At 52.5% G+C, this 24,567-nt stretch carries 26 protein-coding genes; 5 read left to right on the top strand and 21 right to left on the bottom strand.

Annotated elements, in window-relative coordinates:
* Positions 1–85: 85 nt before the first annotated feature.
* Both DHN43_RS17105 and DHN43_RS17100 read right to left on the bottom strand, forming a co-directional pair.
* The gene (locus DHN43_RS17105) at positions 86–1,084 is read right to left on the bottom strand and encodes a carbon-nitrogen hydrolase family protein (protein ID WP_108819410.1); all 999 of its coding nucleotides are present in this window, start codon (positions 1,082–1,084) and stop codon (positions 86–88) included.
* Positions 1,085–1,094: 10 nt separating this feature from the next.
* Entirely contained in the window at positions 1,095–1,520 is a 426-nt protein-coding gene (locus DHN43_RS17100; protein WP_057464166.1) for a VOC family protein, read from the bottom strand.
* A gap of 172 nt (positions 1,521–1,692) precedes the next feature.
* On the opposite strand from DHN43_RS17100, the gene DHN43_RS17095 reads away from it, so the two are divergent.
* Positions 1,693–2,610 (top strand): LysR substrate-binding domain-containing protein, encoded by a 918-nt coding sequence (locus DHN43_RS17095; protein WP_108819409.1) that lies wholly within the window; start codon positions 1,693–1,695, stop codon positions 2,608–2,610.
* A 4-nt stretch (positions 2,611–2,614) separates the two neighbouring features.
* Here the strand turns inward: DHN43_RS17095 and DHN43_RS17090 are convergent, their stop codons facing one another.
* Positions 2,615–3,838, bottom strand: coding sequence for a DNA recombination protein RmuC (locus DHN43_RS17090; protein ID WP_208995463.1), 1,224 nt, complete (start codon positions 3,836–3,838; stop codon positions 2,615–2,617).
* Positions 3,839–4,070: 232 nt separating this feature from the next.
* Between DHN43_RS17090 and def the strand changes: the two genes are divergently transcribed.
* The 4 genes from def (at position 4,071) to truA (ending at position 7,254) form a co-directional block, all read left to right on the top strand.
* Entirely contained in the window at positions 4,071–4,598 is a 528-nt protein-coding gene (gene def / locus DHN43_RS17085; RefSeq protein ID WP_108819407.1) for a peptide deformylase, read from the top strand.
* A gap of 133 nt (positions 4,599–4,731) precedes the next feature.
* Positions 4,732–5,676 carry a methionyl-tRNA formyltransferase gene (fmt, locus tag DHN43_RS17080; protein WP_108819406.1) on the top strand — a complete coding sequence of 315 codons (945 nt, stop codon included), beginning with the start codon at positions 4,732–4,734 and terminating at the stop codon, positions 5,674–5,676.
* A gap of 55 nt (positions 5,677–5,731) precedes the next feature.
* On the top strand, positions 5,732–6,271 hold the full coding sequence (locus DHN43_RS17075) for a GNAT family N-acetyltransferase (protein ID WP_057464171.1): 540 nt from the start codon (positions 5,732–5,734) through the stop codon (positions 6,269–6,271).
* Between the two features lie 152 nt (positions 6,272–6,423).
* Positions 6,424–7,254 carry a tRNA pseudouridine(38-40) synthase TruA gene (gene truA / locus DHN43_RS17070; protein WP_108819405.1) on the top strand — a complete coding sequence of 277 codons (831 nt, stop codon included), beginning with the start codon at positions 6,424–6,426 and terminating at the stop codon, positions 7,252–7,254.
* Positions 7,255–7,319: 65 nt separating this feature from the next.
* Here the strand turns inward: truA and DHN43_RS17065 are convergent, their stop codons facing one another.
* The 18 genes from DHN43_RS17065 to DHN43_RS16980 form a co-directional block, all read right to left on the bottom strand.
* Entirely contained in the window at positions 7,320–8,138 is an 819-nt protein-coding gene (locus tag DHN43_RS17065; RefSeq protein ID WP_108819404.1) for a DUF2189 domain-containing protein, read from the bottom strand.
* Between the two features lie 95 nt (positions 8,139–8,233).
* Positions 8,234–8,842, bottom strand: coding sequence for a hypothetical protein (locus tag DHN43_RS17060; protein ID WP_063286764.1), 609 nt, complete (start codon positions 8,840–8,842; stop codon positions 8,234–8,236).
* Between the two features lie 24 nt (positions 8,843–8,866).
* Positions 8,867–10,036 carry a succinyl-diaminopimelate desuccinylase gene (gene dapE, locus DHN43_RS17055; RefSeq protein ID WP_108819403.1) on the bottom strand — a complete coding sequence of 390 codons (1,170 nt, stop codon included), beginning with the start codon at positions 10,034–10,036 and terminating at the stop codon, positions 8,867–8,869.
* A 102-nt stretch (positions 10,037–10,138) separates the two neighbouring features.
* A complete protein-coding gene (locus DHN43_RS17050; protein WP_057464176.1) occupies positions 10,139–10,582 on the bottom strand; it encodes a DUF805 domain-containing protein in 444 nt (147 codons plus the stop codon).
* 250 nt (positions 10,583–10,832) lie between these two features.
* Positions 10,833–11,882, bottom strand: a complete 1,050-nt coding sequence (locus DHN43_RS17045) for a histone deacetylase family protein (RefSeq protein WP_108819402.1) — start codon at positions 11,880–11,882, stop codon at positions 10,833–10,835.
* 47 nt (positions 11,883–11,929) lie between these two features.
* On the bottom strand, positions 11,930–12,922 hold the full coding sequence (locus DHN43_RS17040) for an aldose epimerase family protein (protein ID WP_108819401.1): 993 nt from the start codon (positions 12,920–12,922) through the stop codon (positions 11,930–11,932).
* 143 nt (positions 12,923–13,065) lie between these two features.
* Positions 13,066–13,575 carry a retropepsin-like aspartic protease family protein gene (locus DHN43_RS17035; protein WP_208981677.1) on the bottom strand — a complete coding sequence of 170 codons (510 nt, stop codon included), beginning with the start codon at positions 13,573–13,575 and terminating at the stop codon, positions 13,066–13,068.
* Between the two features lie 164 nt (positions 13,576–13,739).
* Entirely contained in the window at positions 13,740–14,402 is a 663-nt protein-coding gene (locus tag DHN43_RS17030; protein WP_063286760.1) for a phosphoribosylanthranilate isomerase, read from the bottom strand.
* A 171-nt stretch (positions 14,403–14,573) separates the two neighbouring features.
* Entirely contained in the window at positions 14,574–15,203 is a 630-nt protein-coding gene (upp, locus tag DHN43_RS17025; protein ID WP_057464180.1) for a uracil phosphoribosyltransferase, read from the bottom strand.
* A gap of 127 nt (positions 15,204–15,330) precedes the next feature.
* Positions 15,331–16,566, bottom strand: coding sequence for a DUF1688 family protein (locus DHN43_RS17020; protein WP_108819400.1), 1,236 nt, complete (start codon positions 16,564–16,566; stop codon positions 15,331–15,333).
* A 243-nt stretch (positions 16,567–16,809) separates the two neighbouring features.
* Entirely contained in the window at positions 16,810–17,811 is a 1,002-nt protein-coding gene (locus DHN43_RS17015) for an adenosine deaminase (RefSeq protein ID WP_063286758.1), read from the bottom strand.
* Positions 17,812–17,814: 3 nt separating this feature from the next.
* On the bottom strand, positions 17,815–18,690 hold the full coding sequence (locus tag DHN43_RS17010; protein WP_063295148.1) for a phytanoyl-CoA dioxygenase family protein: 876 nt from the start codon (positions 18,688–18,690) through the stop codon (positions 17,815–17,817).
* Between the two features lie 250 nt (positions 18,691–18,940).
* The gene (locus DHN43_RS17005) at positions 18,941–20,161 is read right to left on the bottom strand and encodes a phosphopentomutase (RefSeq protein ID WP_063317513.1); all 1,221 of its coding nucleotides are present in this window, start codon (positions 20,159–20,161) and stop codon (positions 18,941–18,943) included.
* A 99-nt stretch (positions 20,162–20,260) separates the two neighbouring features.
* Entirely contained in the window at positions 20,261–21,577 is a 1,317-nt protein-coding gene (gene deoA, locus DHN43_RS17000; protein ID WP_063305557.1) for a thymidine phosphorylase, read from the bottom strand.
* 1 nt (position 21,578) lies between these two features.
* Positions 21,579–22,358, bottom strand: a complete 780-nt coding sequence (gene deoC, locus DHN43_RS16995; RefSeq protein WP_057464250.1) for a deoxyribose-phosphate aldolase — start codon at positions 22,356–22,358, stop codon at positions 21,579–21,581.
* A gap of 14 nt (positions 22,359–22,372) precedes the next feature.
* Entirely contained in the window at positions 22,373–23,179 is an 807-nt protein-coding gene (locus tag DHN43_RS16990; RefSeq protein WP_063286755.1) for a purine-nucleoside phosphorylase, read from the bottom strand.
* A 2-nt stretch (positions 23,180–23,181) separates the two neighbouring features.
* Entirely contained in the window at positions 23,182–23,586 is a 405-nt protein-coding gene (gene cdd, locus DHN43_RS16985; RefSeq protein ID WP_063291339.1) for a cytidine deaminase, read from the bottom strand.
* A gap of 11 nt (positions 23,587–23,597) precedes the next feature.
* Positions 23,598–24,566, bottom strand: coding sequence for an ABC transporter permease (locus DHN43_RS16980; RefSeq protein WP_057464188.1), 969 nt, complete (start codon positions 24,564–24,566; stop codon positions 23,598–23,600).
* Between the last annotated feature and the right edge of the window lies 1 nt (position 24,567).

Here is a 24,567-nt window from a genome sequence, read left to right as displayed (position 1 = left end):
TCCCTCAACTTTACTGAATTTTTTGAGAGACAAAACCTAAGCTAATCAAAACCCTGCCCCAATAAATCTGCCTGAGTACTTAATTTTATTCAGCGTCGATGAAATCCGCGAGTTGTTGACGTTTCCGATCAACGATCAAGCGTGTCACATCTGGTCGGCTGTAATGACCCGTTGGGTCAAAGTTCTGGCGTTCACCACGTACCACGGCATGGTCCAATTCTGCTGTAATCAGAACTTCCCTACCGACTTGCGGCTCAACAACCCAAGACCCATCTGGCGCAGAGATGCAGGAACCACCGTTTGCGAGAAAGTCATCGCTGTTCTCAAGGATCTTTGCGAGTTCCAACGTGTCTTCCGGGAAGTCCGTTGGTCGCATGAGGCCAGAGACTGAGATCACATAGCTTCTGCTTTCCTTCGCAACAAAGCGGGTTGTGTCTTCGGTGTTGTGTCGCCCGCCCGGCCACACTGCGACATGGAGGTCTTCTCCTTGCGCGTATAGAGCAGCACGGGACAGAGGCATCCAGTTTTCGAAGCAGTTGAGGCCACCCACGGTGAAGCGGCCCAGCGGGTGTACACGCAAGCCGTTGCCATCGCCCGGTGCCCAGGCAAGGCGCTCCTCAAAGGTTGGTTGTAGCTTGCGGTGCGAGGAGCCGATCTCACCGTTCTGATCGATGTAGACCAGCGAACAATAGAGACTATGACCACTTCTGTTTGCAGCACGCTCCATGACACCGAGATACACAGCGATGTTGTATTTCTTGGCAATCGCACAGATGCCATCGAGATGGCCGTCTTCAATCACTACGCCTTGCTCAAGGTATTCCGCGTAAATCGCTTTTTGCTTTGGATCGTTGAAACGTGCCCCGTCGGTGCGTTCAATCCAGAACGGATAGCCCGGGACCAGTGCTTCGCCGAAGGTGACAAGCTGACAGCCCTGTTTGCCTGCGAGCTCTACTGCATCAGCCACTTTTTTCAGTGTTTCTTCTCGCTTCAACCAGACCGGAGCGATCTGTGCGAGCGCTACTTTGATCCGGTCAGATTCGGCAGGATTTTGTGTTGTATGTGTTGCTTCTAAAATTTCCATGGGGATCTACTCAGGTTGCGAAAATGTCAGAGTCACTGGCGAATGCCTTGAATTCGAGAGCATTGCCCGAGGGATCTTTGATGAAAAAAGTTCCCTGCTCTCCCGGTTGCCCTTCGAACCTGATTTTCGGTTCCAGTAACCATTCTATAGTTTCATGTGTTTTCAGTCGATCAGCAAGCGTCTTCCATTCATCCATTGGCAAAACAACGCCAAAATGAGGAATGGGAACTGCATCTCCATCAACAACACCAGTGACTCCAAGGGGAAATTGTGATTTTTCACGAAGGTGGGCGGACATCTGGTGTCCAAACAGGTCAAAATCGACCCATTTACCTTCAAGTTCACGGCCCTGTTTACATCCAAGCACGCCCATGTAGAACGCTTTGGTTTGTTCCAGATCATCAATCGGAAATGCCAGATGGAATGGACGCGCCATGTTCAGCCTCACCTTACTTTCAAACGAGAATCCGTATTCTGATAGGGGCACTGAGGGCCACTTACCTAGAATAGGCTCTATACCCAAAACTCATGTTGGAGTTGTTTTAAACTACGTAAAATCTCATAGATAGGTCAATGACAGTCACATAGACATGAGTTAAACTCATAGTATGAGCCGACATAGTCTTTCGATCACTTCGCAGATCCTTGCCGTTCTTCCTGTTTTTGATGCAGCAGCACGCCATGGGAGCTTTACCCGCGCTGCACGGGAGCTTGGCATCACGCAAGGGGCTGTATCCCGCCGTATTCAGAATTTGGAAGAGCAGCTGGGGTTGGTGCTGTTTTCCCGTCAGGGAAAAACGCTGGCCCTTACTCAAGATGGGTTGCTGCTGAGCCAGAAGGCAAAGAACGCGTTGAAGCTGGTGGAGGATCTTGAGCATGAGCTGAAGGGCTCAGTCTCTGGTCAGCTGCGTATCGGCACGCTGCCCTCACTTGCCAATCTCTGGTTCATGGAACGGATCAAAGGCTTTAAGCGGGCCTATCCTGCTATCAGCGTTGATCTTGTTACCATTCCAGCCGACTTTTCAGCTGGTCATAAGGATCCGGTCAACTGGGATCCATCCAGTGTGGATGTGGCGCTTACTGTTGGGCGTGGCAGTTGGCCTGCTCTGGAAAGCCACCGGATTTGTGATGAAGAGATGGTTTTGGTTTGTCATCCAAGCCTTTTGGGTGAAGCAAAACCGGAGAGTATAAAAGACCTTCTGGGTCTGCCCCGCCTCATTCATTCCACGCGGCTTGGTAGTTGGGAATACTGGGCGGAGGCACACAAGCTTTCAAGCTACCTGCCTGGAGATACTTCCCTCTCCTTTGAGCACTTTTTCATGGTTCTGGAGGCGGCACGTCAGGGGCTTGGCCTTGCCTTGCTTCCTTCATTGCTGATTGAGAAAGATCTGGCAGATGGAACGCTGATCGAGCCAGTCCCTGCACGGCATATGACGGGGAACACCTATTACATCGTTGGGAGTTCAGCTGCCTGGAGGCGTCCGGCAGTGGCGGCCTTGCGTGATCATCTTCTACAGATCGAGTAGCTGCTTATCGCCGATCAAACTGAAAGGGGGATGGCAACTCATCATCTGCAAGGTGTGTTGTTTGTGGGGCTTGAGAGGCGGATGATGAGACGTGGTCTGTTGCTTTGCCGCCCAGTTGCATCTCATCGATCTTACGAGCCCGATTGCCGATTTTGTCGCCTGAGATCATGATCTGATCCAGATCCTTGTTGGTCTGTGCAAAGTGGTTTTGCAGTTTGGAGACACGCTCCGTCAGACGGCCAACATCCAGCAGGAGCTTACCAACTTCAGCCTGAATGAAGTGAGCCTGTTCACGCATGCGGGCATCGCGCAGCACAGACTGGATCACCTGCACAGCAAGGACAAGCAGAGACGGCGATACGATGACCACACGCAGGCGGTGGGCTTTCTGCGTCAGGTCCGGGAAACCTTCGTGGATCTCCGCAAAAAGGCTTTCGGAGGGGACGAACATCAGCGCTGTGTCCTGCGTCTCACCCGGAAGCAAATACTTGCCTGCGATGTCTTCCAGATGCTTGGAGATGTCCTTTCGGAAGCGAGCAGCAGCTTCTTTCAGGTCTTGCTTGGTTTCGGCATCCTTGATCGCGGCGAAGGCTTCCAACGGGAACTTGGCATCCACCACCAGCGGTGGAGCGCCTGTGGGCATATGGATCAGGCAGTCAGGCCGGGAGCGATTGGAGAGCGTGCTTTGAAACGAGAAGCTTGTTGGTGGCAATGCGTCATCAATGATTGCCTCCATACGCCCTTGGCCGAATGCGCCGCGGGTTTGTTTGTCGTTCAAAACCATCTGTAGGTCAGTCACCTGCCCTGCCAGCTCACCCATGGTTTTATTCGCTTTGTCGAGCAGTGCCATACGTTCTTGCAGGCCCGTGAGGCTAGCGTGGGTTTGACGATGAGTTTCCAGAACAGACGCGCCCAGCGTTTTTCCAAGACCATCCAGACGATCATTCACCACACGCATGAGATCTGACTGACGGGAGCCAAACACTTCTGCCATGGTTTGCATGCGGCCTGTCATTTCACCCTGAGAGCGCACCAGATTTGCCAAGGCAGCTTCGGTATCCTCTGCCCGCTTTTGCTCCAGCACCGATGTACCACGCACTCTGTTCAGTTTTGCGCGCAGGCTCATGATCCAGATGAGCAGCAAAAGGAAAAAAAGGCCTCCAGTAACTATGGTTGCCTGAATATATGAGAGGGTGAATGCACCGTATGTGAAGACTGTCTGTTCCATGAAACAAACATAGAACACTTTGCAAGACCGCGATACCTCTCAGCTTTCTTGGATGCACTGCAACCCACATCCTTCAATTGATGGGGAGTATCCATTAAATGCTGCTAGCCAAAAGCCTATAGTCAACGACTTGGCAAAGTTCTCATAAGAGGATATGAAGCCTAAACAACACTATCAGCTGGCCTCACGTTGAGCAGACAGCTTTGCAACGAGAACAACTTCAAAAGTAATTATGACGATTCGCGAGATAAAATTTGTCCCGGAAAACTGCCTTCGCGAGAAGTGCGCTCCGATTGAAGACATCAACGACGAAATCAGAAAACTTGCCGACGATATGCTGGCGACCATGTATGACGCGCCGGGCATTGGCCTTGCAGCGAGTCAGATTGGTGTTTTAAAGCGTATGTTCGTTCTTGATGTTGCAGAGCGCGAGAGCGAAGAAGACGATTCCGTCGAGAAAGAGCCAATGGTGTTCATCAACCCAGAGATCACGTGGTCATCTGAGGAGAAGAGCACTTATCAGGAAGGTTGTCTGTCCATCCCTGGTGTTTATGAGGATGTTGAGCGCCCAAGCGAAGTGTGCGTTTCCTTCCTCAACATTGAAGGCGAGGAGCAGGAAATTGAAGCTGGCGGTTTGCTTGCCACCTGCATTCAGCATGAGCTGGACCATCTGAACGGTGTGCTGTTCATCGATTACCTGTCCCGGCTGAAGCGTGACCGGATCGTGAAGAAGATGATCAAGCAGGCAAAACAAGCCTGATCAACTCAGTACTGCAAGCGGAATAAGCGGCCTTCTTTGGAGAGCCGCTTTTTTTGTTGTTTTTTCCTTGTCCTTCCCTACCAGCTGACGCATTAAGTCTGGAACACAAGAATTAAAGCCAGGCAGGTCAGCTATGTCATTGCGCGTCATCTTTATGGGTACTCCTGATTTCTCCGTTCCAACTCTCTTTGAGATCGTCGGGCAAGGTTGGGATGTGGTCGCCTGTTACTCGCAGCCCCCACGCAAAGCCGGACGCGGTATGGAGCTGAAGAAGACGCCGGTGCATGAAGCTGCTGAAAGCCTTGGCATTCCAGTCTTCACGCCAACCTCCCTGAAAAGCGAAGAGGAACAGGAACGGTTCCGCTCGTTTGAAGCTGATGTGGCTGTTGTTGTGGCTTATGGCCTGTTACTGCCAAAAGCCATTTTAGAAGGCACTGAGCACGGCTGTCTGAATGGCCATGCCTCTTTGCTTCCACGCTGGCGCGGTGCTGCGCCGATTAACCGGGCAATCATGGCTGGCGACAAGGCATCTGGCATTCAGGTGATGCAGATGGAAGAAGGGCTAGATACTGGCCCTGTGTGCATGTCTGAAACCGTTGCGATTACTGAAGACATGACAGCAGGCGAGCTGCATGACCGTCTGTCTGCTTTGGGCGGCGATTTGATGATGCGCGCGCTGTCTGCTCTGTCTCGTGGCGGCCTTGGGTCTACACCTCAACCTGAAGAGGGCGTGACCTACGCCAAGAAGATCCAGAAGAGCGAAACACGCATTGACTGGTCTTTGCCAGCTGAGCAGGTGCACAACCACATTCGCGGCCTTTCTCCATTCCCCGGCGCATGGTGTGAGATGGATTTGGGTGGCAAGAACCCTGAGCGCGTGAAAATCCTGCGCAGCAGTGTCGCTGAAGGTGCAGGCGCTGCTGGAGAGGTCCTGGTTGTTGATGAGACCACGCTGACGATTGCGTGCGGTTCTGGTGCGATCAAGCTGGTTCAGGTTCAACGGGCGGGCAAAAAGGCGATGTCTGCTGATGAATTTTTACGTGGCTCTAAGCTTAGTGCCGGAGACACGGTTTCCTGACCCTGTTTAATCAGATAGGCTTTTCTTAAGAAACATCAGGAAGCACGGAGGCATCATGGTTGAGTTCCACCAGATTGGAGAGGATCAAGTTGGTCTCCGTACGCCTGAAAAGAATGACGAGCCTGCGATTTTGTCTTTGCTCGTCAAAGCCTTTGGGCAGAGCAACGAAGGTCGTCTGGTTGAGCGACTGCGTGCTTGTGGTGCGCTGGTTCTTGAACGGATTGCGACAGACGATGACGGCAAGCTGCTCGGCCACCTTGCATTTTCCCGTGTGACGGGAACGGGAGAAGGACACCGCCTGAAAATCAGCTGTCTTGCACCGGTTTGCGTTGATCCATCCTCTCAAAACAAAGGCGTTGGCACAAAGCTCATTCAGGAAGCATTGGATGACTTGCAGGGACTGGGGGAAGACCTGGTTCTGGTGTTGGGGGCTCCTGATTACTACTCCCGCTTTGGTTTTGACAGCGAACTGGCCAAGAAGGTGCAAGGACCCTATGCTGGGCCAATCTTCATGGCATTGCCTTTTACGCAAGCAGGACGAGAAGACCTGCCGGTTGAAGTTACCTATGCCACACCTTTTCGAGAGTTCGAATAGGTTCCTTTTAGGCTTACCGTCAGGTCTGGCCTTGCCCATTCAAATCTGATAGTACAGCGCAAAATTTCAGAAATATCCTGCAGGTTCATGCCTGTCTCACGCCCTGCAAACTGGCTTACAGTCTGCTTGCCTAACCTTTGCAAAGAACAAGAATGCCGCGTTACAAAATTACCATTGATTATGACGGACGCCCTTTTGTTGGCTGGCAGCGTCAGGACAACGGGCCGACGGCCCAGGGTGTTATTGAGCGCGCAATCAAGTCTTTCACGGGGGAGACAGTGACCATTGGTGGTGCCGGACGCACGGACTCTGGTGTGCATGCGACCGGACAGGTGGCGCATCTGGATCTTGCTAAGGATTGGCCTGCGGAAACCGTGAAGAATGCGCTGAACTTTCATGCGCAACCGGACCCTGTTGCCATTCTGGCTTGTGAGAAGGCAGGTCTGGGCTTTGATGCCCGGTTTTCAGCAATCCGCCGCCATTATCGCTTTAAGATCGCAAACCGCCTTGAACCGCTGACCCATGACCTTGGGCTGGCATGGCATGTGAAGCCAGAGCTGGATGCGGAGGCCATGAACGACGCTGCGCAAGTGCTGCTGGGTCATCATGATTTCACGACCTTCCGCCATACGCGTTGTCAGGCGAAGAGCCCGTGGAAGACGATGGAGCGCGTCTGCGTTTATCGTCAAGGCTATCATGTCTTCCTTGAATGCAGCTCTCGCTCTTTCCTACACAATCAGGTTCGTTCCATGGTGGGTAGCCTTCGTCTTGTGGGTGAAGGCCGCTGGACTAAGGACGATCTGAGAGCGGCACTGGAAGCCTGTGACAGACAAGCCTGCGGGCCTGTTGCTGTGCCTGAGGGGCTGTATCTCACGCAGGTCGATTATCGCAGTCCAGAAGAGGATGAAGCTTCGTTCCTTGCCTATCAGGACAGCTTGAAAAACGTTGGTGCTGATGAAGCCCCAGCGGATGAAGAAGACTAAGTCTCTCTTCATTCCGTTAAGTCGTTAGGAAACCGGAGGCCGTCCACCTCCGGTTACACAAGGTCTTACTTTTCTTCGAATGACACGACCCGTTTGTAAAGATGCCATGTTGTGTGGCCGAGCACTGGCAATGTAACCAGCAAGCCAACAAACATAGGGATCATTGAAGCCATCAATATCGCTGTGATGAGCAATCCCCAGCCTACCATGATCACCGGGCTTCCCGTCACCACCTTGAAGCTTGTGATCATTGCAGTCACGAAATCCAGTTCCGTGTCCAGCAGCATCGGGAATGACACCACACTGACTGCGAACAGCAGCATGGCGAAAAACGCTCCGACAAGATGACCAGCCAACAGAAACAGGAGACCATCAGAGGTCTCAAAGATCGTCTGCGCGAACTGCAGAAATGTGCCGTAGCCCTGCATTCCCAAAAAGAGGGCCAGCAACAGGTGGACCTTAAACATCCATAGGAACTGGATGAAGATGACGACAAAGGCCATCCAGGCAATTTCGCCGCGGCGTTGCTCCCACATCAGCGTAAACAGGCCGCTCATGCGCGGTGTCTCGCCTGCCTGCAGTCGTCTGGAAACCTCATAGAGCCCCAAAGCTGCAAATGGTCCCAGAAGCAGGAAGCCACAGGCCAATGGGTAGCTGATGTAGCTCATGTCCACCCAAAACGAGAGCAGCGTGACCAGTACCCCTCCGACGACAAAGAAGGCGCCAAAGGTCAGGCCAATAACCGGCGTCTTCACAAAGTCCAGAATTCCAAGCTTCAGGGAGCTTGTTATATCCTCCAGAGTAACCTGACGCACGATCGGTTTCGCCAGTTTGTGCTGTGAGTTTTGCGCACCCGCAGGCACAGTCAGATGATTGTCTGACATTCCGTCCCTCCCAATTTTCCTCCACGTTAAGTGTGCGCGGAAACTGGGACGAGCGCTACTGAAAATTTAAAGGGGTGCGTGAAAAATAGGTATTATTACGCGAATAGTCGGTCAAGCGACGCACTGATCAGGATGGAAAGCACCAGATCCAGAACCACCAGACCAATCGAGATTGAGAAGCTGCAATCCCCTGCAACACGGGCAATCTGGAATCTGTACCACAGCACCCACCCGATGATCGGGAAGGTCAACATGATCAGCAGTTCTGAGGGAATGAGCCCCGCCATATAAAGCAGATACAGCAGCGTCTGCGGGAGCAGGATGATGAGCGTGCTCCAGTTGCGGACGATGATGTATGGGCCGTAGTTGCGTTTCAGCCCCAACGATCCAGCGAGAAGCCCAACAACGATCGGGAATGTGATCCAGTCGACAAACAGGGAGAGGAACTTACCGAAATACAGCTGGAAGCCCCCAGCAACCATCTCAGTGCTCTCTTGTCCCTGCGTGGTGAAATGCTCAACCATCAACGCATGCTCTGCGATCAGGCTCAGCAGATAAAACGGAAGCAGAAGGAAGATGACCAGAAAGGAGCGCCAGAAGCCATCTGCAGACAGATCAAACTGCTGCAACGCTTCCGTCTCGCCCTTCATGATCCTCCAGGATGCAATGCAGGACTGGCGAATTTCCTGTGTGCCGAGAACCATCACAACACCCTGTTCCTTATTAGCTTATGCCTGAAAGTAATCTTGCAGGAAGCGGAGGTAAATGTCTGCGAGCTGCTCGATGTCAGCCACAGCAACGTGCTCGTCAACTTTGTGCATGGTCTGACCGACGAGGCCGAACTCGACTACAGCACAGTAATTCTTGATGAAGCGTGCATCTGAGGTTCCGCCGCCAGTGGACAGCTCTGGTGTGCGACCAGTGACCGTCTTGATGGAATTGGATAGGGTCTGGATCAACGCTTCGTCATGTGTCAGGAAGCTGTCGGTGGCTTCTCTGGCAAACTCTATGCTCCAGTCGAGGCCGTCTGGAGCCGCATCATTTAAAAGCTTCTCGATGTGCTGGCTCAGTGAGCTGACAGACCATTGATCATTAAAGCGAATGTTGAATTTCGCCATGACGTGGGCCGGAATGACGTTGGTTGCGGTGTTGCCGACATCTACAGTTGTGATTTCCAGATTAGATGGCTGGAATCGCTCGTTGCCTTTGTCGAGCTTAACCTCAGCAACGGCACTCAGTAGCTTGAGCATGCCCGGGACCGGATTGTCCGCAAGGTGCTGATAGGCAACGTGGCCTTGAGTTCCGTTGGTTTTTACAGTGCCCGTCAGTGACCCGCGGCGGCCAACTTTGATCGCATCTCCCAGAGCATCCGGATTGGTTGGTTCACCAACAATGCAGGCATCGAACACATGTCCCTGCTCTTTAGCCCATTCCAGCAGTTTAACGGTGCCATTGATTGCCGGACCTTCTTCATCGCCTGTGATCAGGAAGGAGATTTGGCCGGGAATTCCATCTGGATGCGCTCTAACGTAGTCGATTGCTGCAGCGGCAAACGCTGCTACGCCGCCTTTCATATCTGCGGTTCCGCGGCCATGAAGCATGCCATCTGCGATGGTGCCGTCGAACGGACCGTGGGTCCAGGCTGCTTCATCTCCAACTGGCACAACATCAGTGTGGCCTGCAAACACAAAGTGTGGTTTGCCTGAGCCAATGGTTGCAAACAGGTTCTCGATGTCGGGCGTGTTCTCGTCGGAGAACATCACACGGGAGACGTTGAAACCGGCGTCAGCGAGCAGCTTTTCAAGCGTGGTGAGAGCACCACCTTCAGCTGGGGTGACACTTGGACAGCGGATTAGGTCGCGGCAGATCTGTACCGCAGGAGAAAGCGTATCAGTCATGCCTCGAGATTTAGCTGTGCTGTGCCTGATGGTCAATCACGAGTTGCCAGCACTTCGTGATTTTCACTGGCACATAGCAACGCAAAATCTCAACATAAACGCTTATTTTTTGCGTTGTAATGGGCGGGTGTTGGATGCCGGACCGTATTTGTTCGGGCCTTCCTGGCTCTTGAGGAAACCAACAATGATTGGCACCAGAAGGTTCAGGAATGGCAAGAAGAGTGTCAGCGCAACGAAACCAGTGACACCGCGGTCCTGTAACCGTTTGATCACCAGCATGAACACCATAAAGTTTGCGATAAGCAGCAAGGGGTACAGCAACGGATTTGTAGTCAGCAGATCACTGTAGGCTTGTGCCAATGTGAGATCTGATGTTCCGTTTTCGATATAGGTGTCGGCAAGCGAACTTGTGGCGACATTCACTGCGATGGATAAAACACAGAAGATCAGTGCCGTTGCCAGCCAGTAGACGCCTTTGGAGATGCGTCCAAACGGATTGCAAAATAACCACAGAAGGCTTGTTTTTCTTAGATTTTGCTCTGGCATTCTTTGATCACTTAAAGCAGCCGCCTTTCGTCAGACTGGCTGTGCTGCTCTAATCCCTCGTGGTCTCGCGTGTTGTTATCCGTAAACCGTTCCCCACCTTACGGGAATACGCTTTAAGAAATTTCAGTTCGCAAGGATGTACGCATATTGTGGGCCGCTTTCAAGAGGGGCATTGCGGCAAGACACAAGTGGCGGGAAAGATCTTCCCCCGTCACCACATAAAACATAGGTTTCTGAGCGTGTTAGCTGATCAGGAGCCAACCTTCACAGTATCGAGATATCCGCTTAACGCTTTGGTGCAATTGATGCCCAGATCCCCAACAGCGTATCCGCCCTCCATCACAAACAATGTTGGCTTACCTAGTTTGGCAATGCGGGCACCGATTTTTGTGAAATCATCCGTCTTCAGCTTGAACTGAGAGATCGGATCATTCTCGTATGGATCCATGCCCAGAGAGACTATGATGACATCCGGCGCGAACTTCTCGATGGAGTGGCAGGCGTCTTCCATTGCCTCCTCCCACTGAGCCCACGCAGTACCGTGTGGCAGAGGATAATTGTGATTGTATCCTGCGCCCTCTTTCAAGCCGCGTTCATTTGCGTGGCCGAGGTAATATGGAAACTCAACCTTTGGGTCTGCATGGATGGACAGAAATTGCACGTCAGCGCGGTCATAGAAGATTGCCTGAGTACCGTTGCCATGGTGGTAATCCACGTCGAAGACCGTGACCTTGGCAACGCCTTGATCTCGCAGGTATTGCGCGGCAATCGCTGCATTGTTCAGGAAACAATAGCCGCCATAAAGGCGACGATGTGCGTGGTGGCCCGGAGGACGACAGAGTGCGAAGGCGGAGTTATCACCTGACAGGATCAACTCCGCCCCTGTCAGAGCGGTTTCCGCACTTTTGCGCGCTGCGACCCATGTGTGCTCGCCCATGGGAGAGCCAGCATCGAACGAGTAAAATCCAAGCTTTCCGTCGATGTGATCGGGCACAATGTCATGTCTGAGACCATGTACGGGCCAGACGAACGGGAAGACCTCTTCTACTGTGCGCCCTTCTGCCAGCCAAAGCTTCCAGAAATCCTGCAGAAAGGTGACATAATCTGCATCATGTACCTTGAGGATTGGGTCCAGAGAAAACTCATTTGGTGTAAGCACCTCACCGAACTGCGCTTTTTTGAGGTGCGCAAGAACAATTTCGGCACGAGACGGGACCTCATTGGCAGGAACCAACTGCCCATCAGAGATTTCTTTGGTCGGGGCATGCAACAGCTGATCAGGTGAGAAAATGGTCTTCACTGTTATCGTCCTTTACAACAACTGATGTGCTGTCTCTCCTTTGCACATCAGATGAAACGGTACTCGGTTACTTGTAGATAGTGCTCAGTGGGTTGAAGCGTGGAACACGCAAATTCTTCATGGTTTGGGCTGTCTGGCCAGCATTGAGGTTCCAGACACAGGCCTGCTCTAGGGCCATACATTTTGCCGCCAAAGCCCGGAACCGGGGTATTGAGGGAACTGCCGTCATAGAACTGGATGCCGGGCTCTGTTGACCAGACTTCCATCTTGAGCTCGGTCTCAGGCTCAAACACCACAGCGGATAGCTCAGGCTTTTTCAGACGGAACTGCCTGAGGCAGAAATTGCTATCGAAGCGCGAATCCTGCGCGTCGGCAATCTCGCGCATCTCACGGAAATCATAGGGTGTTCCTGCAACATCAACGATCTCACCAGTCGGGATCAGCTGATCAGAAACAGGGAGGTAAGAGCGTGCCGGGATCATGATCTGATGCCTGGTAACATCCTCATGATCGCCCAGATTGAAGTAGCTGTGATGCGCCGGATTCAGCAGGGTTGGTTTGTCTGTGGTGCCGGAGAATTCGATGCGCAGCGTGTTGTCTTTGGTCAGGGTATAGCGGCAGGTGATCTGGACTGTGCCTGGGTATCCCTCTTCGCCATCCGGAGATTCCAAAGAGAGTAAAACGCTGTCCTCGCTGGCTTCTTCAATGGTCCAGATCCGATGAGCAAAGCCTTTGTGCCCGCCGTGCAGGTGATGTCGTCCGCCTTCGTTCACAGAGAGCTGAAATTCTTCAGAGCCAATTGAGAAACAACCGCTTGCGATGCGGTTGGCACAGCGGCCTGCAGTCGCGCCCATGTGCGGGGAGTGGAGTTCATAGTCGCGCAGATTGTCAAAGCCGAGCGTCAGGTCGCGATCTCCCAGTTGCAGTCTGCGAACTGTGGCGCCATAGGTGAGGATGCTTGCGGTGAGGTTGCCGCCATGCAGTGTCACTTCTTTGACAATTTCCCGGTTTTCCAGTTCACCGAAATCACGAATAGCCACTGCTTTCCCTTTCCATTGCAGACCTGCCTCCCCTCAGGTCATTCATTACATACCAACCTCCTATGAAACGAGAATTAGTACAAGCAAGACAAAAGGATACCGCCAGTCTAAGAGCAGCAGAAAGCAGGGTTTATTTTTTTTGGTTATCTTGGCGCGATCACGAGTTCTTTGTTGCCGAGCGTGATTTTGCCAAGCCTGTTCAACGCAGACATCCCTAAAAGCACCTGTGAGAGCGCTTCATCTTTAAGGATTAGGCTTTTAACGTTGCGTATATGAATTGAACCCAAATAGAGATTTGAAATAGAGGCTGATGCCCCCGACGTGATGCCGTTTGCGGTGCGCACTTCGACGGTGAAATCTTCGTTGCGCACCCTTATGCCAGCCTTACGTGCGATGCTGTAAGGTATGGCGAGCAAACTTGCACCCGTATCAATCAGAGCTGACGTCTTGTGACCATTGATCTTGATGGTCGCCATGAAGTGGCCGTTGGGAGACTTGCGAATTCTGGTGATGCGTTTTGAGGTTTTCTGAGGCTCGTTTACACTCTGAGATTCGTGCACCTCAACGACGCCCAGCAAGCGCTCTTCGAGCACCTTGGGCACGATCAACGCGACACAAATGACGACAACCATGACCCAGATATAACGTTGCACGTGCGCCCCCACATCTTCTGGGCACCACAACATCCTGGTCTTTCGCCGTGTTCAGAGATCACTCAGTGTTTTGCCCATTACTTTTCATAGGTATACAGCCGAGCCGAAGAAAAAGGCAAGAATTCTAATTAAAAACCTAAGATTTCCTGAGATCTACCTAGAACTCAGGTACAGGCAATTGCCGCAGCAAATTCTGACAGTCGAGTTCGGTTGAGGCGACCATTCACACGCACGCCGCTGCAAACATCTACGCCGTAGGGTTTTACAGTCTCAACTGCCTCGATGATGTTCTGAGGGGTTAGTCCACCGGCAAGGAATACCGGAATATCGAGTTTCTCGACAATATGGCGGCTTAGATCCCAGTTGTGCGTTCGGCCTGTTCCGCCAAGTTCATTTTCTGAAGGACGGCCTGAATCGAGCAGAACCGCATCCGCAACGCGGCTATATTCCTGTGCGATTTCAAAGGAGTACTCGTCTTCGACATGAACAACTTGCACGATGCGTGTGCAGGCAGGCAGGTCCAAGCGCAGTTCCTGATATTCGCCCGGATCAATTGGTTTGACAATTTGAACCGTGTTGGTGCCGCAGGTGAGCACATGCTCGACGATGTCTTTTGCAGTGGTACGTGATGTGAGGAGCCAGGTTGCGACAGCTGGCGGGACTTGCCGGGCAATATTGAGAATGAGGTCATCTTCGATCACACCGGGACCGGACGGCATGTGGGCAACAAGACCGACAGCATCGGCGCCGCAAGCAACAGCGGTGGCTGCTTCACCCGAAGTTGAAATACAGCAAACCTTCAAACGGGTACGAGCTTTATTTGGCATTCCATCATCCCCTTGCGCGCATGACCTTACAACACGGTCTACACCTCATAAAGGACGAATACACAGTTTTGAGATGCGTATCGTCTCCGGTATTTCTGTCTGTATTTCTTGAGGATGCCTTCAAGAAAAAAGCGCCAGACCTGATGCCTGACGCTTCTAAACCAAGAAAGTTTATTTTGTACCGTACATCCGGTCACCAGCATCACCGAGACCCGGGATGATGTAGCCCTTTTCGTTGAGCTTTTCATCGATGGACGCAGTGTAGATTGGCACGTCAGGATGTGCTTCGTTGAAGCGCGCAACACCTTCAGGAGCAGCCAGCAAGCAAACGAACACCATGTTCTTTGCGCCGCGCTTCTTCAGGCGGTCTACAGCAGAAATCGCAGAGTTTGCAGTTGCCAGCATTGGGTCAACAACGATCACCAGACGCTCTTCCAGCTCTTGAGGCGCTTTGAAGTAGTATTCAACGGCTTCAAGGGTCTTAGGATCGCGGTAGAGACCGATATGTGCAACGCGTGCAGATGGGATCAGCTCAAGCATGCCTTCCAGCAGGCCGTTACCAGCACGCAGGATGGAGGCGAAGCAAAGCTTTTTACCAGCCAGAACCGGTGCATCCATTTCAGCAACTGGTGTCTCGATGGACTGGGTGGTCATCTTCAGGTCGCGTGTTACTTCGTAGCACAGCAACAAAGAGATTTCGCGCAGCAAGCGGCGGAAGTCCTGCGTCGGGGTTGTTTTTCTCCGCATGTGGGTCAGCTTATGCTGGACCAGCGGGTGTGCGATTACGGTTGCGCCGGACATCGTGTTCCTCTTTTTCAACCCAGTCGGGTCTTTTATATGCAGCTGCCTTTTGTCAGCATGTACATGGCAGTGCGTGTCTTAGTTAGGCACCTGATATTCTCGGGTGCAATTGACGAAAGGTTATAGATCAAAAAACAGTTCCATCACTGATAATCATCAGGGGTGGAGATCCATCACCTCGTTTTTCAAGGGCAATTTGTCGTCCTGCAGCCCAAGACCCACCTTCCAGCACACATGCCAGTGGAAGCTGGTCCCGGGAGACAGACAAATCTGCCCGAATCCAATCCGCGAGCTTATCGAGAAGAGCGATCGTGAGTGCTCTCCATTCAACAACCAGCTCGCTGCTTACTTCGTGTTTGTTCAGGGACTGCTTTTGATCTTTCAGGCGCAGCACGCCCGTGTCCAAAAACAATCCGCCATTGCGATGCTCAGCAAGGCCAGTCAAACCATCAATGTTTGTCATCTCAATACCAGCCCACGACAGAGGTTCAACTAAAGAATAAGCAATCCATTGAGAAAGTTTGTGAAGAGGGACAAGATTGGTGGTTTTGTCCTGAGTTGTGACCTTGGAATGACGCCATGTGTCCCCGAGGATCACACCGTCGATCTGCTCACGATTGGGCCAGATCGGCCCTAATCCATCCAGAACCAGCTCCAGAATCCGTTCTGCATCCAGAGGGCCCGTTTGCCCTTCCTCATAGAGGATATCAAAGAGACCGCCCGGACGTGGCTCATCTTCTTTGCCAAACAGATCGTCACGAAGAGAAACAGCCTCTCCCAGACGGTTCAGCAAAGACAGTCGCCCATCCAGCCCGATGAGCTGGTTCTTCTCTGTGATTTGTAAGCCTTCTGCGAGTTCATCCTTGTCCAGACGGAACAAGGTGATGGCATCTGCCCTGAGTGGGTCCAGCGGCTCGTGAGAAAAGAAGCCAGCCGAGAACATGGCCAGTGAACCGATCGCCAATCCTTCAGAATGCTTGAAGGTCTCATTGGTGATTGCTTCGCGATACGCCCAGTGCTCACCAGCGGCGGCATCAAGCAGCGCTGAAACAATTGCCAGATCGCAGGCTGCACGGCCCATGCCCTGCACATCAGAAAAGCGTCGCGCACCAGCCAGCATGCCCCAACGGTCTATGCCACCGGTCTCAAACTGGCGCCAGCGGGCATGAAACGGAATTTGCCGGTCTGGATAGGTGTTGTCGGTCGCAGCAAGTGTTCTGCGGGCAGCTTCTGCAAGGTGAGACAGATCAACAGCAAAATGCTCAAGTTCGCCCTGCAATCCCAGCTCCAAAAGCATATGTGAGCGTTCACGAACTGCTTTTGCGTTGAGCAAGGACAAAGCCTGCGATGCTTGCATCTCCATCTTCGTCGGTTCCTATCGTTTTGCCTGGTGAGGCCTGTAAAGCACTCGTATTTCTGGTTTGCCGGAGTGGGCCTTATGCAACGTCTGCCCCGAAGCTTAAAATGCCCCAGTGATCTACGCTATAAAGCCCGCACCTTTTTATGAAGGTACGGGCTTTTTGCAATCTATGCTCTGAGGTTTTGAGCATAAGAAACCCGGCTATGCCAGTTTTCCTGCTTATGCACACTCAACTCAAGCAAAAACTCATGCTTCTTCAGTTAAAGTGTCCAAACGCTTTAGAAGAACAGCACGGGTTTCCTCATCAACAAACGCCGCTTCCAGCGCATTCTTTGTGATGGATTTCTGGATGTCACGCGTCCAGCCAAACACACGAGATGTTTCAACATACTCGTGGCCAAGCGTTGTGTGGAAGAATGGCGGATCATCGGAATTTAGGGTGATACGTACACCTGCCTGACGCAGCATGTTTACCGGGTGGAAGCGCAGGTTTGAGTAGACACCGAGCGCAATGTTGGAATGTGGGCACACCTCAAGGGTAATTTCCTCATCCACCAGACGCTGGACCAGCGCGTCGTCTTCTACGGCACGCACACCGTGACCAATACGGGTGATCTTCAGGTAATCCAGTGCATCACGCACGCTTTCAGCACCGCCGAACTCACCAGCATGGGCTGTGAGGCCGAGACCAGCTTCACGGGCCATAGCGAAGGCTTTTTCAAAGTCCTTTGCCGGGCCAATGCGCTCGTCACCAGCCAGACCGAAACCTGTTACCATTGGGTGTGGGTTGTCGATGACAGCTTTAACTGCGCCTTCAACGGACTCAGCGCCTTCATGACGCACGCCGAGTGGAACCAGACGGCCTTCGATGCCTGTGTCTGCTTTCGCGCGTTCCAGACCGGCTATAAGGCCTTCCAGATAGGAATTGTAGCTCAGGCCTGCTTTGATTGCATGATCGGGAGAGATAAACACCTCCGCATAGATCACACCTTCAGCTGCCAGCATCTTGTAGTAGGTTTCAGCCAGTTCTGCGTAGTCGCCCGGGCGGCGGAACAGAGATGCTGCAACATCGTACTGCTGAATAAAGGTGGTAAAGTCATGCCAGCTGTAGGCTCCGTTGGTGTCGAACAGATCACCCAGATCTACATCATAGCGTTGAGCCAGCTTTCTTACGAGCGTTGGAGGTGCTGCACCTTCAATGTGGCAGTGCAGTTCGGCACGTGGCACCACGTTCTGCTTTGGTCTCATTTCTTAAAATCCGTGCATTGGCTTGTCTTTAGCCCGAGTAATCCAGTTGTCATCCGACCATTTTGCGGTTCCGTCTACCATATGTACAGCATAGGCATGACGGGACTTATCAGAGCGGTTCGGAGCAGATTTGTGCGGCACAAGTCCGTGAAGGATAACAAGGGTCCCTTTGGGGGCAACAAGTGGCGCCGCATCATCTGCAGATTTTTCGAGTGGGGTTTCGTCTAAGGTCTCCATCACAAGGCCCTCGCCGTTGTAATGGAAGCGTTTGCGAAGCGGTCCTTGATGACCACCTGGAACGCCATACAAACCACCGTTGGTCTCATCCGCATCTTCCAAAGCGAACCAGAAGCCTGTGCAGGTCAACGGCGCTGTGTGTAGGAATGTGGAGTCCTGATGGTTGTTTACTTCTCCGCCGATGTGAGGCGGTTTGAAGATGTACATGGACTGAGCAAGCAGTGGCTCTGTCAGTCCGATATCTTTGGCCACGCGTTCCATTTTCGGGGAGCGTGAAAACTGTTCAAACACAGGGTCATAGTCATGCAGGGCATGGCCGACTTTGTTCAGTGCCTGATGTTTGTCTTTGGTCAGAGCACCATTTTCGTCAAATGCTTCTGCCTCGAAGAAGAAACGGATTTTATCACCGCTTTCACGGAAATAAGCGTCCTTCGCATGCGTTTGCGCATTGGTTTCAAACACGGACGCGACTGTTGACGGGTCAAACTCGTCAATCAGGTGAGCCATGCGTGCTTTCAACTGATCGCACTCTTCCGGCGATGCAAATCCTTCAAGAACGAGGAAGCCGTCCTCTTCAAACGCCTGCTTCATCTCAGGCGTTAAGCTTCCATCTTGCTGTGCAGTAAACGTGCGAGCCTGCATGCTGCATTCCCCTCTCATGTAACACGACGGATGCCTCTCCCAGCATCCTCAGAGCATGCCGCGTTCCTTTAAAGTCACGCATCATGCTCTAACATTTTTATTGGAGTGAATTCTTGCCGTTTGATTGTGTCCAAACAAACGGAACGCACTCTAACAATTGCAAATCATAGGCAATTCAGAAATATATCGCGGTACACTAAACCGGGCAAACAATGCTTGCCCGGCTTATTTTCAAAATTTCCTACTGGATCTACAGAAAACTATTTCCGTTTTCGCCAGCTGAAATTCCAAGATGTTTGGCAACGGACTCGCCCATATCAGCGAAAGTCGGGCGTTTTCCGATGTTGGAACCCTTCTCGCCTTTCACCAGAGCCAGTACAGGAACATGCTCACGTGTATGATCTGTGCCTTTCCAGGTTGGGTCACAACCGTGGTCGGCAGTCAGAATGAGCAGGTCGCCGTCGTTCATCTTTTCGATCATCTCTGGCAGGCGCTTGTCGAAGTGTTCCAGAGCTGCGGCATAACCCGGCACGTCACGGCGGTGGCCGTAGAGCATGTCGAAGTCAACGAAGTTGGAGAACACAAGGTCTCCGTCTTTCGCCAGATCCATTGCTTCCAACGTGCGGTCAAAGAGCTGATCGTTGCCAGCACCCTTCAGCAGTTTGGTGATGCCCTGTGCTGCGTAGATGTCAGAGATCTTACCGACTGCAATCACCTGACGGCCAGCATCTTCCAGACGATCCAGAACAGTTGGAGCTGGTGGCAGAACAGAGTAGTCGCGACGGTTTGAAGTCCGCTCGAAGCCAGCTTCAGCAGAACCCTCAAACGGGCGGGCAATCACACGACCGATGTTGTATTCGTCTACCAGCGTGCGGCATTTCACGCAGAGATCCAGCAGGCGCTCAAGGCCAAAGCTCTCTTCGTGGGCAGCGATCTGAAGAACACTGTCAGCAGAGGTGTAGATGATTGGCTTGCCGGTTTTGACGTGCTCTTCACCGAATTCCTCGATGACAACAGTGCCAGAACCGTGCGTCAGACACAGAACGCCCGGCAGTTCACCAACTTCGATGATCTTTTCGATCAACTCAGCAGGGAATGACGGGTTCTCATCCGGGAAGTAGCCCCAGTCGAATGTGACTGGTACGCCAGCAATTTCCCAGTGACCGGATGGTGTGTCTTTGCCGTTGGAAACTTCAGCAGCAAAACCCCAATGGGATTCTGGCGTGCCGGAGAAATCCAGGCCTTTAATGTCTTTACCAGTGGATGCACGAGCGGCAGCACCCAGTCCAAGACGATCCATGTTTGGCAAGGAGAGAGGACCGCTGCGCAGACCTTCTTTATCGCCTTTACCTTCTGCACATGCATCGGCAATGTGACCAAGGGTGTCGGAGCCGACATCGCCAAACTTGTCAGCATCGTCGGCTGCGCCGATACCGAAGCTGTCGAGTACACACATAATTGCGCGTGGCATTCGCGTTTCCTTAGTTTTTGGAGGACAGCTCTCAATCAGATAATTGTCTGCTCAAAAGAGGTGAGAGGCTGTCCTGCCAGTTAATTATTGCTGCGCAGATTAAGGCGCAATACGGTCACGGATTGTGTCGAACTCTTTAACGTCCGCCGCAGAACCAAAGGTGTAAGCGTCACGCAGAACTTTCTCTGCACGCTCTACCTGATCTTCGGTGTGTGCGTGGATGACGGCGATTGGAGTTTCGCTGTCTACGGACGTGCCAACACCAGCGATGTCTGTGAGACCAACAGCAGGATCGATTTCGTCCGCTGCGGCACGACGACCACCACCAAGTTCAACAACTGCGAGACCAACTGCACGTGCATCAACACCAGTCACCAAAGATGCTTCTGGTACATGAATTGCGCGCTGGATCGGAGCCTTTGCAAGGTATGCTTCCGGCTTCTCCATGAAGTCGTTTGGACCGCCGAGTTCGCCGACCATCTTGCCGAAGAGTTCAGCTGCCTTACCAGAGGTGAAGGCTTCTTCCATCTTCTTCTTACCGTCATCAACGCTATCAGCAAGACCTGAGTTGGCAAGACCTTCTGCACCAATTGCAACGGTCACATCCCACAGACGATTGTCAACGTGGGTGCCTTTCAGGAAGTCTACAGCGTTCTGAACTTCGATCGCGTTACCAGCTGCAGATGCCAGAGACTCGTTCATATCTGTGAGCAATGCGGTGGTTTTAAGACCTGCACCGTTTGCAACAAGAACGAGGCTTTCAGCCAGAGCTTTCGCGTCTTCGTAGTTCGCCATGAATGCGCCGGTGCCCCACTTAACGTCGAGAACCAGAGTTTCAAGGCCAGCCGCCAGCTTCTTGGACAGGATGGACGCGGTGATGAGATCAATGCTCTCAACAGTCGCGGTCACGTCACGAATACCGTAGAAGCGCTTGTCAGCAGGTGCGAGGTCACCAGTCTGGCCGATGATCGCACAACCAACTTCACGAACAACCTTGCGGAACAGTTCGTTGGATGGTTTTGCGGAATAGCCCGGAATGGTTTCCAGCTTGTCCAGAGTACCGCCGGTGTGGCCGAGACCGCGACCGGAGATCATTGGAACAGCAGCACCGTTTGCAGCAAGTGCAGGCGCAAGCATCAGGGAAACGTTGTCGCCAACACCACCCGTGGAGTGCTTGTCAACGATTGGTGCGCCGATGTCGGACCAGTCGAGAACGTCACCGCTGTCACGCATGCCGAGTGTCAGTGCAACACGCTCGTCAACACTGAGACCCTGGAAGAACACGGCCATTGCCAGAGCAGCAACCTGTCCTTCGGTTACGCTGTTATCAGTGATGCCCTTTACAAAGAACTGAATTTCTTCAGCTGTCAGGACTTCGCCTTCACGTTTCTTACGAACGATTTCTTGAGGAAGCATATCAGTAGGTCTCTTTAGTGTCGTTATCACGGCCTTCGATGCCAGCAAGCACTGCATCAAGCAGGCCACTTGCGCCGAAACGGAACGTTGCTGAGGATACCCAGTTGCTGCCCATCAAGTCGTCAGCCAGTTTCAGGTATTCAGCTGCTTCTTCTACAGTGCGCACACCACCAGCTGGCTTGAAGCCAACAACGCGGTGATCTTCCTTGGAAGTTTCACGCAGCACGTTGAGCATGATTTCCGCAGCTTCGAGAGTTGCGTTGACTTCCACTTTACCTGTTGAGGTTTTGATGAAGTCTGCGCCCTGTGCAATTGCAATTTCAGAAGCCAGGTGGATCAAACGAGGATCCTTCAGCTCGCCGGTTTCAAGGATAACCTTGAGCTGTGCTGGAGCAGGAATTGCGCCACGAACCTGTTTGATCTGATCTTCAGCGAAACCACGACGGCCTTCTGCGAATGCGCGATATGGCATGACGAGATCAACTTCGTCCGCGCCGTCAGCAACAGCCTTTTTGGTTTCTTCAATCACTGCTGCAGTGTCTTCACCACCAGCAGGGAAGTTCACAACAGTCGCGATGCGAACTGGAGAGTTCTTCAGAAGCTCAGCAGCCTGCTTTACAAAGCGAGGCCAGATGCAGATGGCTGCGGTGTGACCGTAAGGTGTAGTTGAGCGCTCAATAAGTGCTGCTACATCTTCTGCAGTGCAGTCATCATTCAGGTTGGTTAGATCGATAAGTCCTAGAGCACGCTTTGCTATTTCTTTTGTTGATGCTTCGGTCATTTTGCCAGTTTCCTTCAAGCCATGTTTTTGAGGAAGGCACGCAAAATCTTTTTGATCTTGGCCGCTCCAAGCGGGGCCATTTCCTTGGTTTCATCATGAGAGAGGCCGTGGGCTTGTAGGCCAGCTCCCATATTGGTGATGGTGGAGATTGCTGCGACGCGCATGCCGAGGAAGCGAGACATAATCACTTCCGGTACGGTGGACATGCCAACGGCATCAGCACCGAGCACCTGAGACATGCGAATTTCTGCCGGAGTCTCGAAAGACGGGCCGGAGAACCACATGTAGACGCCCTCTTCGAGGTCTTCACCAGTTTCAGCAGCTGCTTTTTTGAGCTGCTCACGAAGCTCTGGGTCGTATGCGGCGGAAAGATCGAGGAAACGGCTCTCGTCTTCTTCGCCGATGAGCGGGTTCAGACCAGACCAGTTGATGTGGTCATTGATCAGCATTGGAGAACCCGGCTTGATATTTTCACGCAGGGAGCCTGCAGCGTTGGTTGCAACGATTGTGTCACAGCCAAGTGCTTTGAGGGTCTCAAGCGGCGTGCGCATCACGGATGGGTTGCCGCTCTCATAGTAGTGTGCACGACCGGACAGAATAACAACCGGGACACCTTCCAGAGTGCCTGCAACCAGCTCACTTGCGTGCGCGGTAACAGAAGAGACAGGGAAACCGGTGAGACGGTTGTAAGACACACGAACCGCGTCTTCCACTTCGTCAGCCAGTGAACCCAGACCAGAACCGAGGATCATCCCAACTTTATAATCACCTGGGCGAGCAGCGCGTACAATTTCCGCTGATTCCTTACCAAATCCGCTCATAATCAATCCTCAATCTGTTCATTCAATTCAAAGCCAGCAGGCAGCAGTTCTTCCATGGTGAAGGTTTTACGCAGACCTTCGAGGTTGGCTACATGGATCTTGATCTGCTTGTTGCTTGCAAATTCAGAAAGTTTTTGACGACACCCACCGCATGGTGTGCACAGCGCGGCGTCTGCCAGCACTACAACCTCATTGATCTTGGTGGAGCCACCGCGGATCATTGCCGCGATTGCTCCGCCTTCAGCACAGGTGCCTTCCGGGTAGGCGCCGTTTTCGACGTTACACCCGGAGACGACTTTGCCATCAGAGGTGAGCAATGCAGCGCCCACCTTGAAGTTGGAGTATGGCGCATAGGCGGTTTCTCGTGCCGCCTTTGCTTCTTCAAAAAGCTTGTCAAATGCGCTCATTATTATTGTCCTTATGTACGCTCTTTAACATATGGGATACCAGATGCTTTCGGTGGGATTGCGCGACCGATAAAGCCGGCAAGAAGAACCACAGTCAGCACGTAAGGCAGAGCCTGGAAGACCTGAACAGGCACTTCACCAATTCCAGGAATTTCCTGGCCCTGAAGACGGATTGCCAATGCATCTAGGAAACCAAAGAGAAGGCATGTGAACATGGCGTTCACTGGCTTCCACTTTGCAAAGATAAGAGCTGCCAGAGCAATAAAGCCCTTGCCCGCACTCATATCTTTAATAAATCCGGCGCCCTGAGCAACAGACAGGTAAGCACCAGAGAACCCGCAGAGAATACCACAAATGATTGTCGCACGGTAACGTAGCAGTGTTACTGATAGACCTGCTGTGTCAGCTGCGGAAGGGTTCTCACCTACTGCGCGAAGACGCAGACCAAAGCGGGTTCGGAAAATGATCCACCAGGTCAACGGTACGGCAGCGAAAGATGCATAAACCAGAATGTTGTGACCGGAGATCAGATTGGCATAGATCGGACCCAGCACAGGCACGTTTGCCAAAGTGTCGGCAAATGGCAGCGTGAGGCTTTCAAAGCGGGTTGCCGGAGACAAAGCCGGTGTTCGTCCACCTTGAGAGAACCATGCCTGACCCAGCAATACGGTCAGACCAGCTGCAAGGAAGTTGATCGCCACACCGGAAACCACCTGGTTGCCGCGCTGACTGATAGATGCGTAACCGTGCACCAGTGCCAGCATAACGGAAACCATGATACCCGCCAGAAGACCGATCCACGGGCTTTGGAAGACGTAGGCTGCGGCAGCGGCAGCAAAAGCTGCGCCGAGGATTTTACCTTCCAGACCGATATCAACGATACCGGAACGCTCTGAAAACAGGCCAGCAAGGCACGCAAACAGAAGAGGAGTTGACAGGCGGAATGTGCTGTCGAGAACGAGAATGATTGTGTCTAACATG

The organism is Pseudovibrio sp. Alg231-02, from assembly GCF_900143565.1.
In the GTDB taxonomy this organism is placed as follows: domain Bacteria; phylum Pseudomonadota; class Alphaproteobacteria; order Rhizobiales; family Stappiaceae; genus Pseudovibrio.
This window is presented reverse-complemented; position numbering and strand designations above follow the sequence as displayed.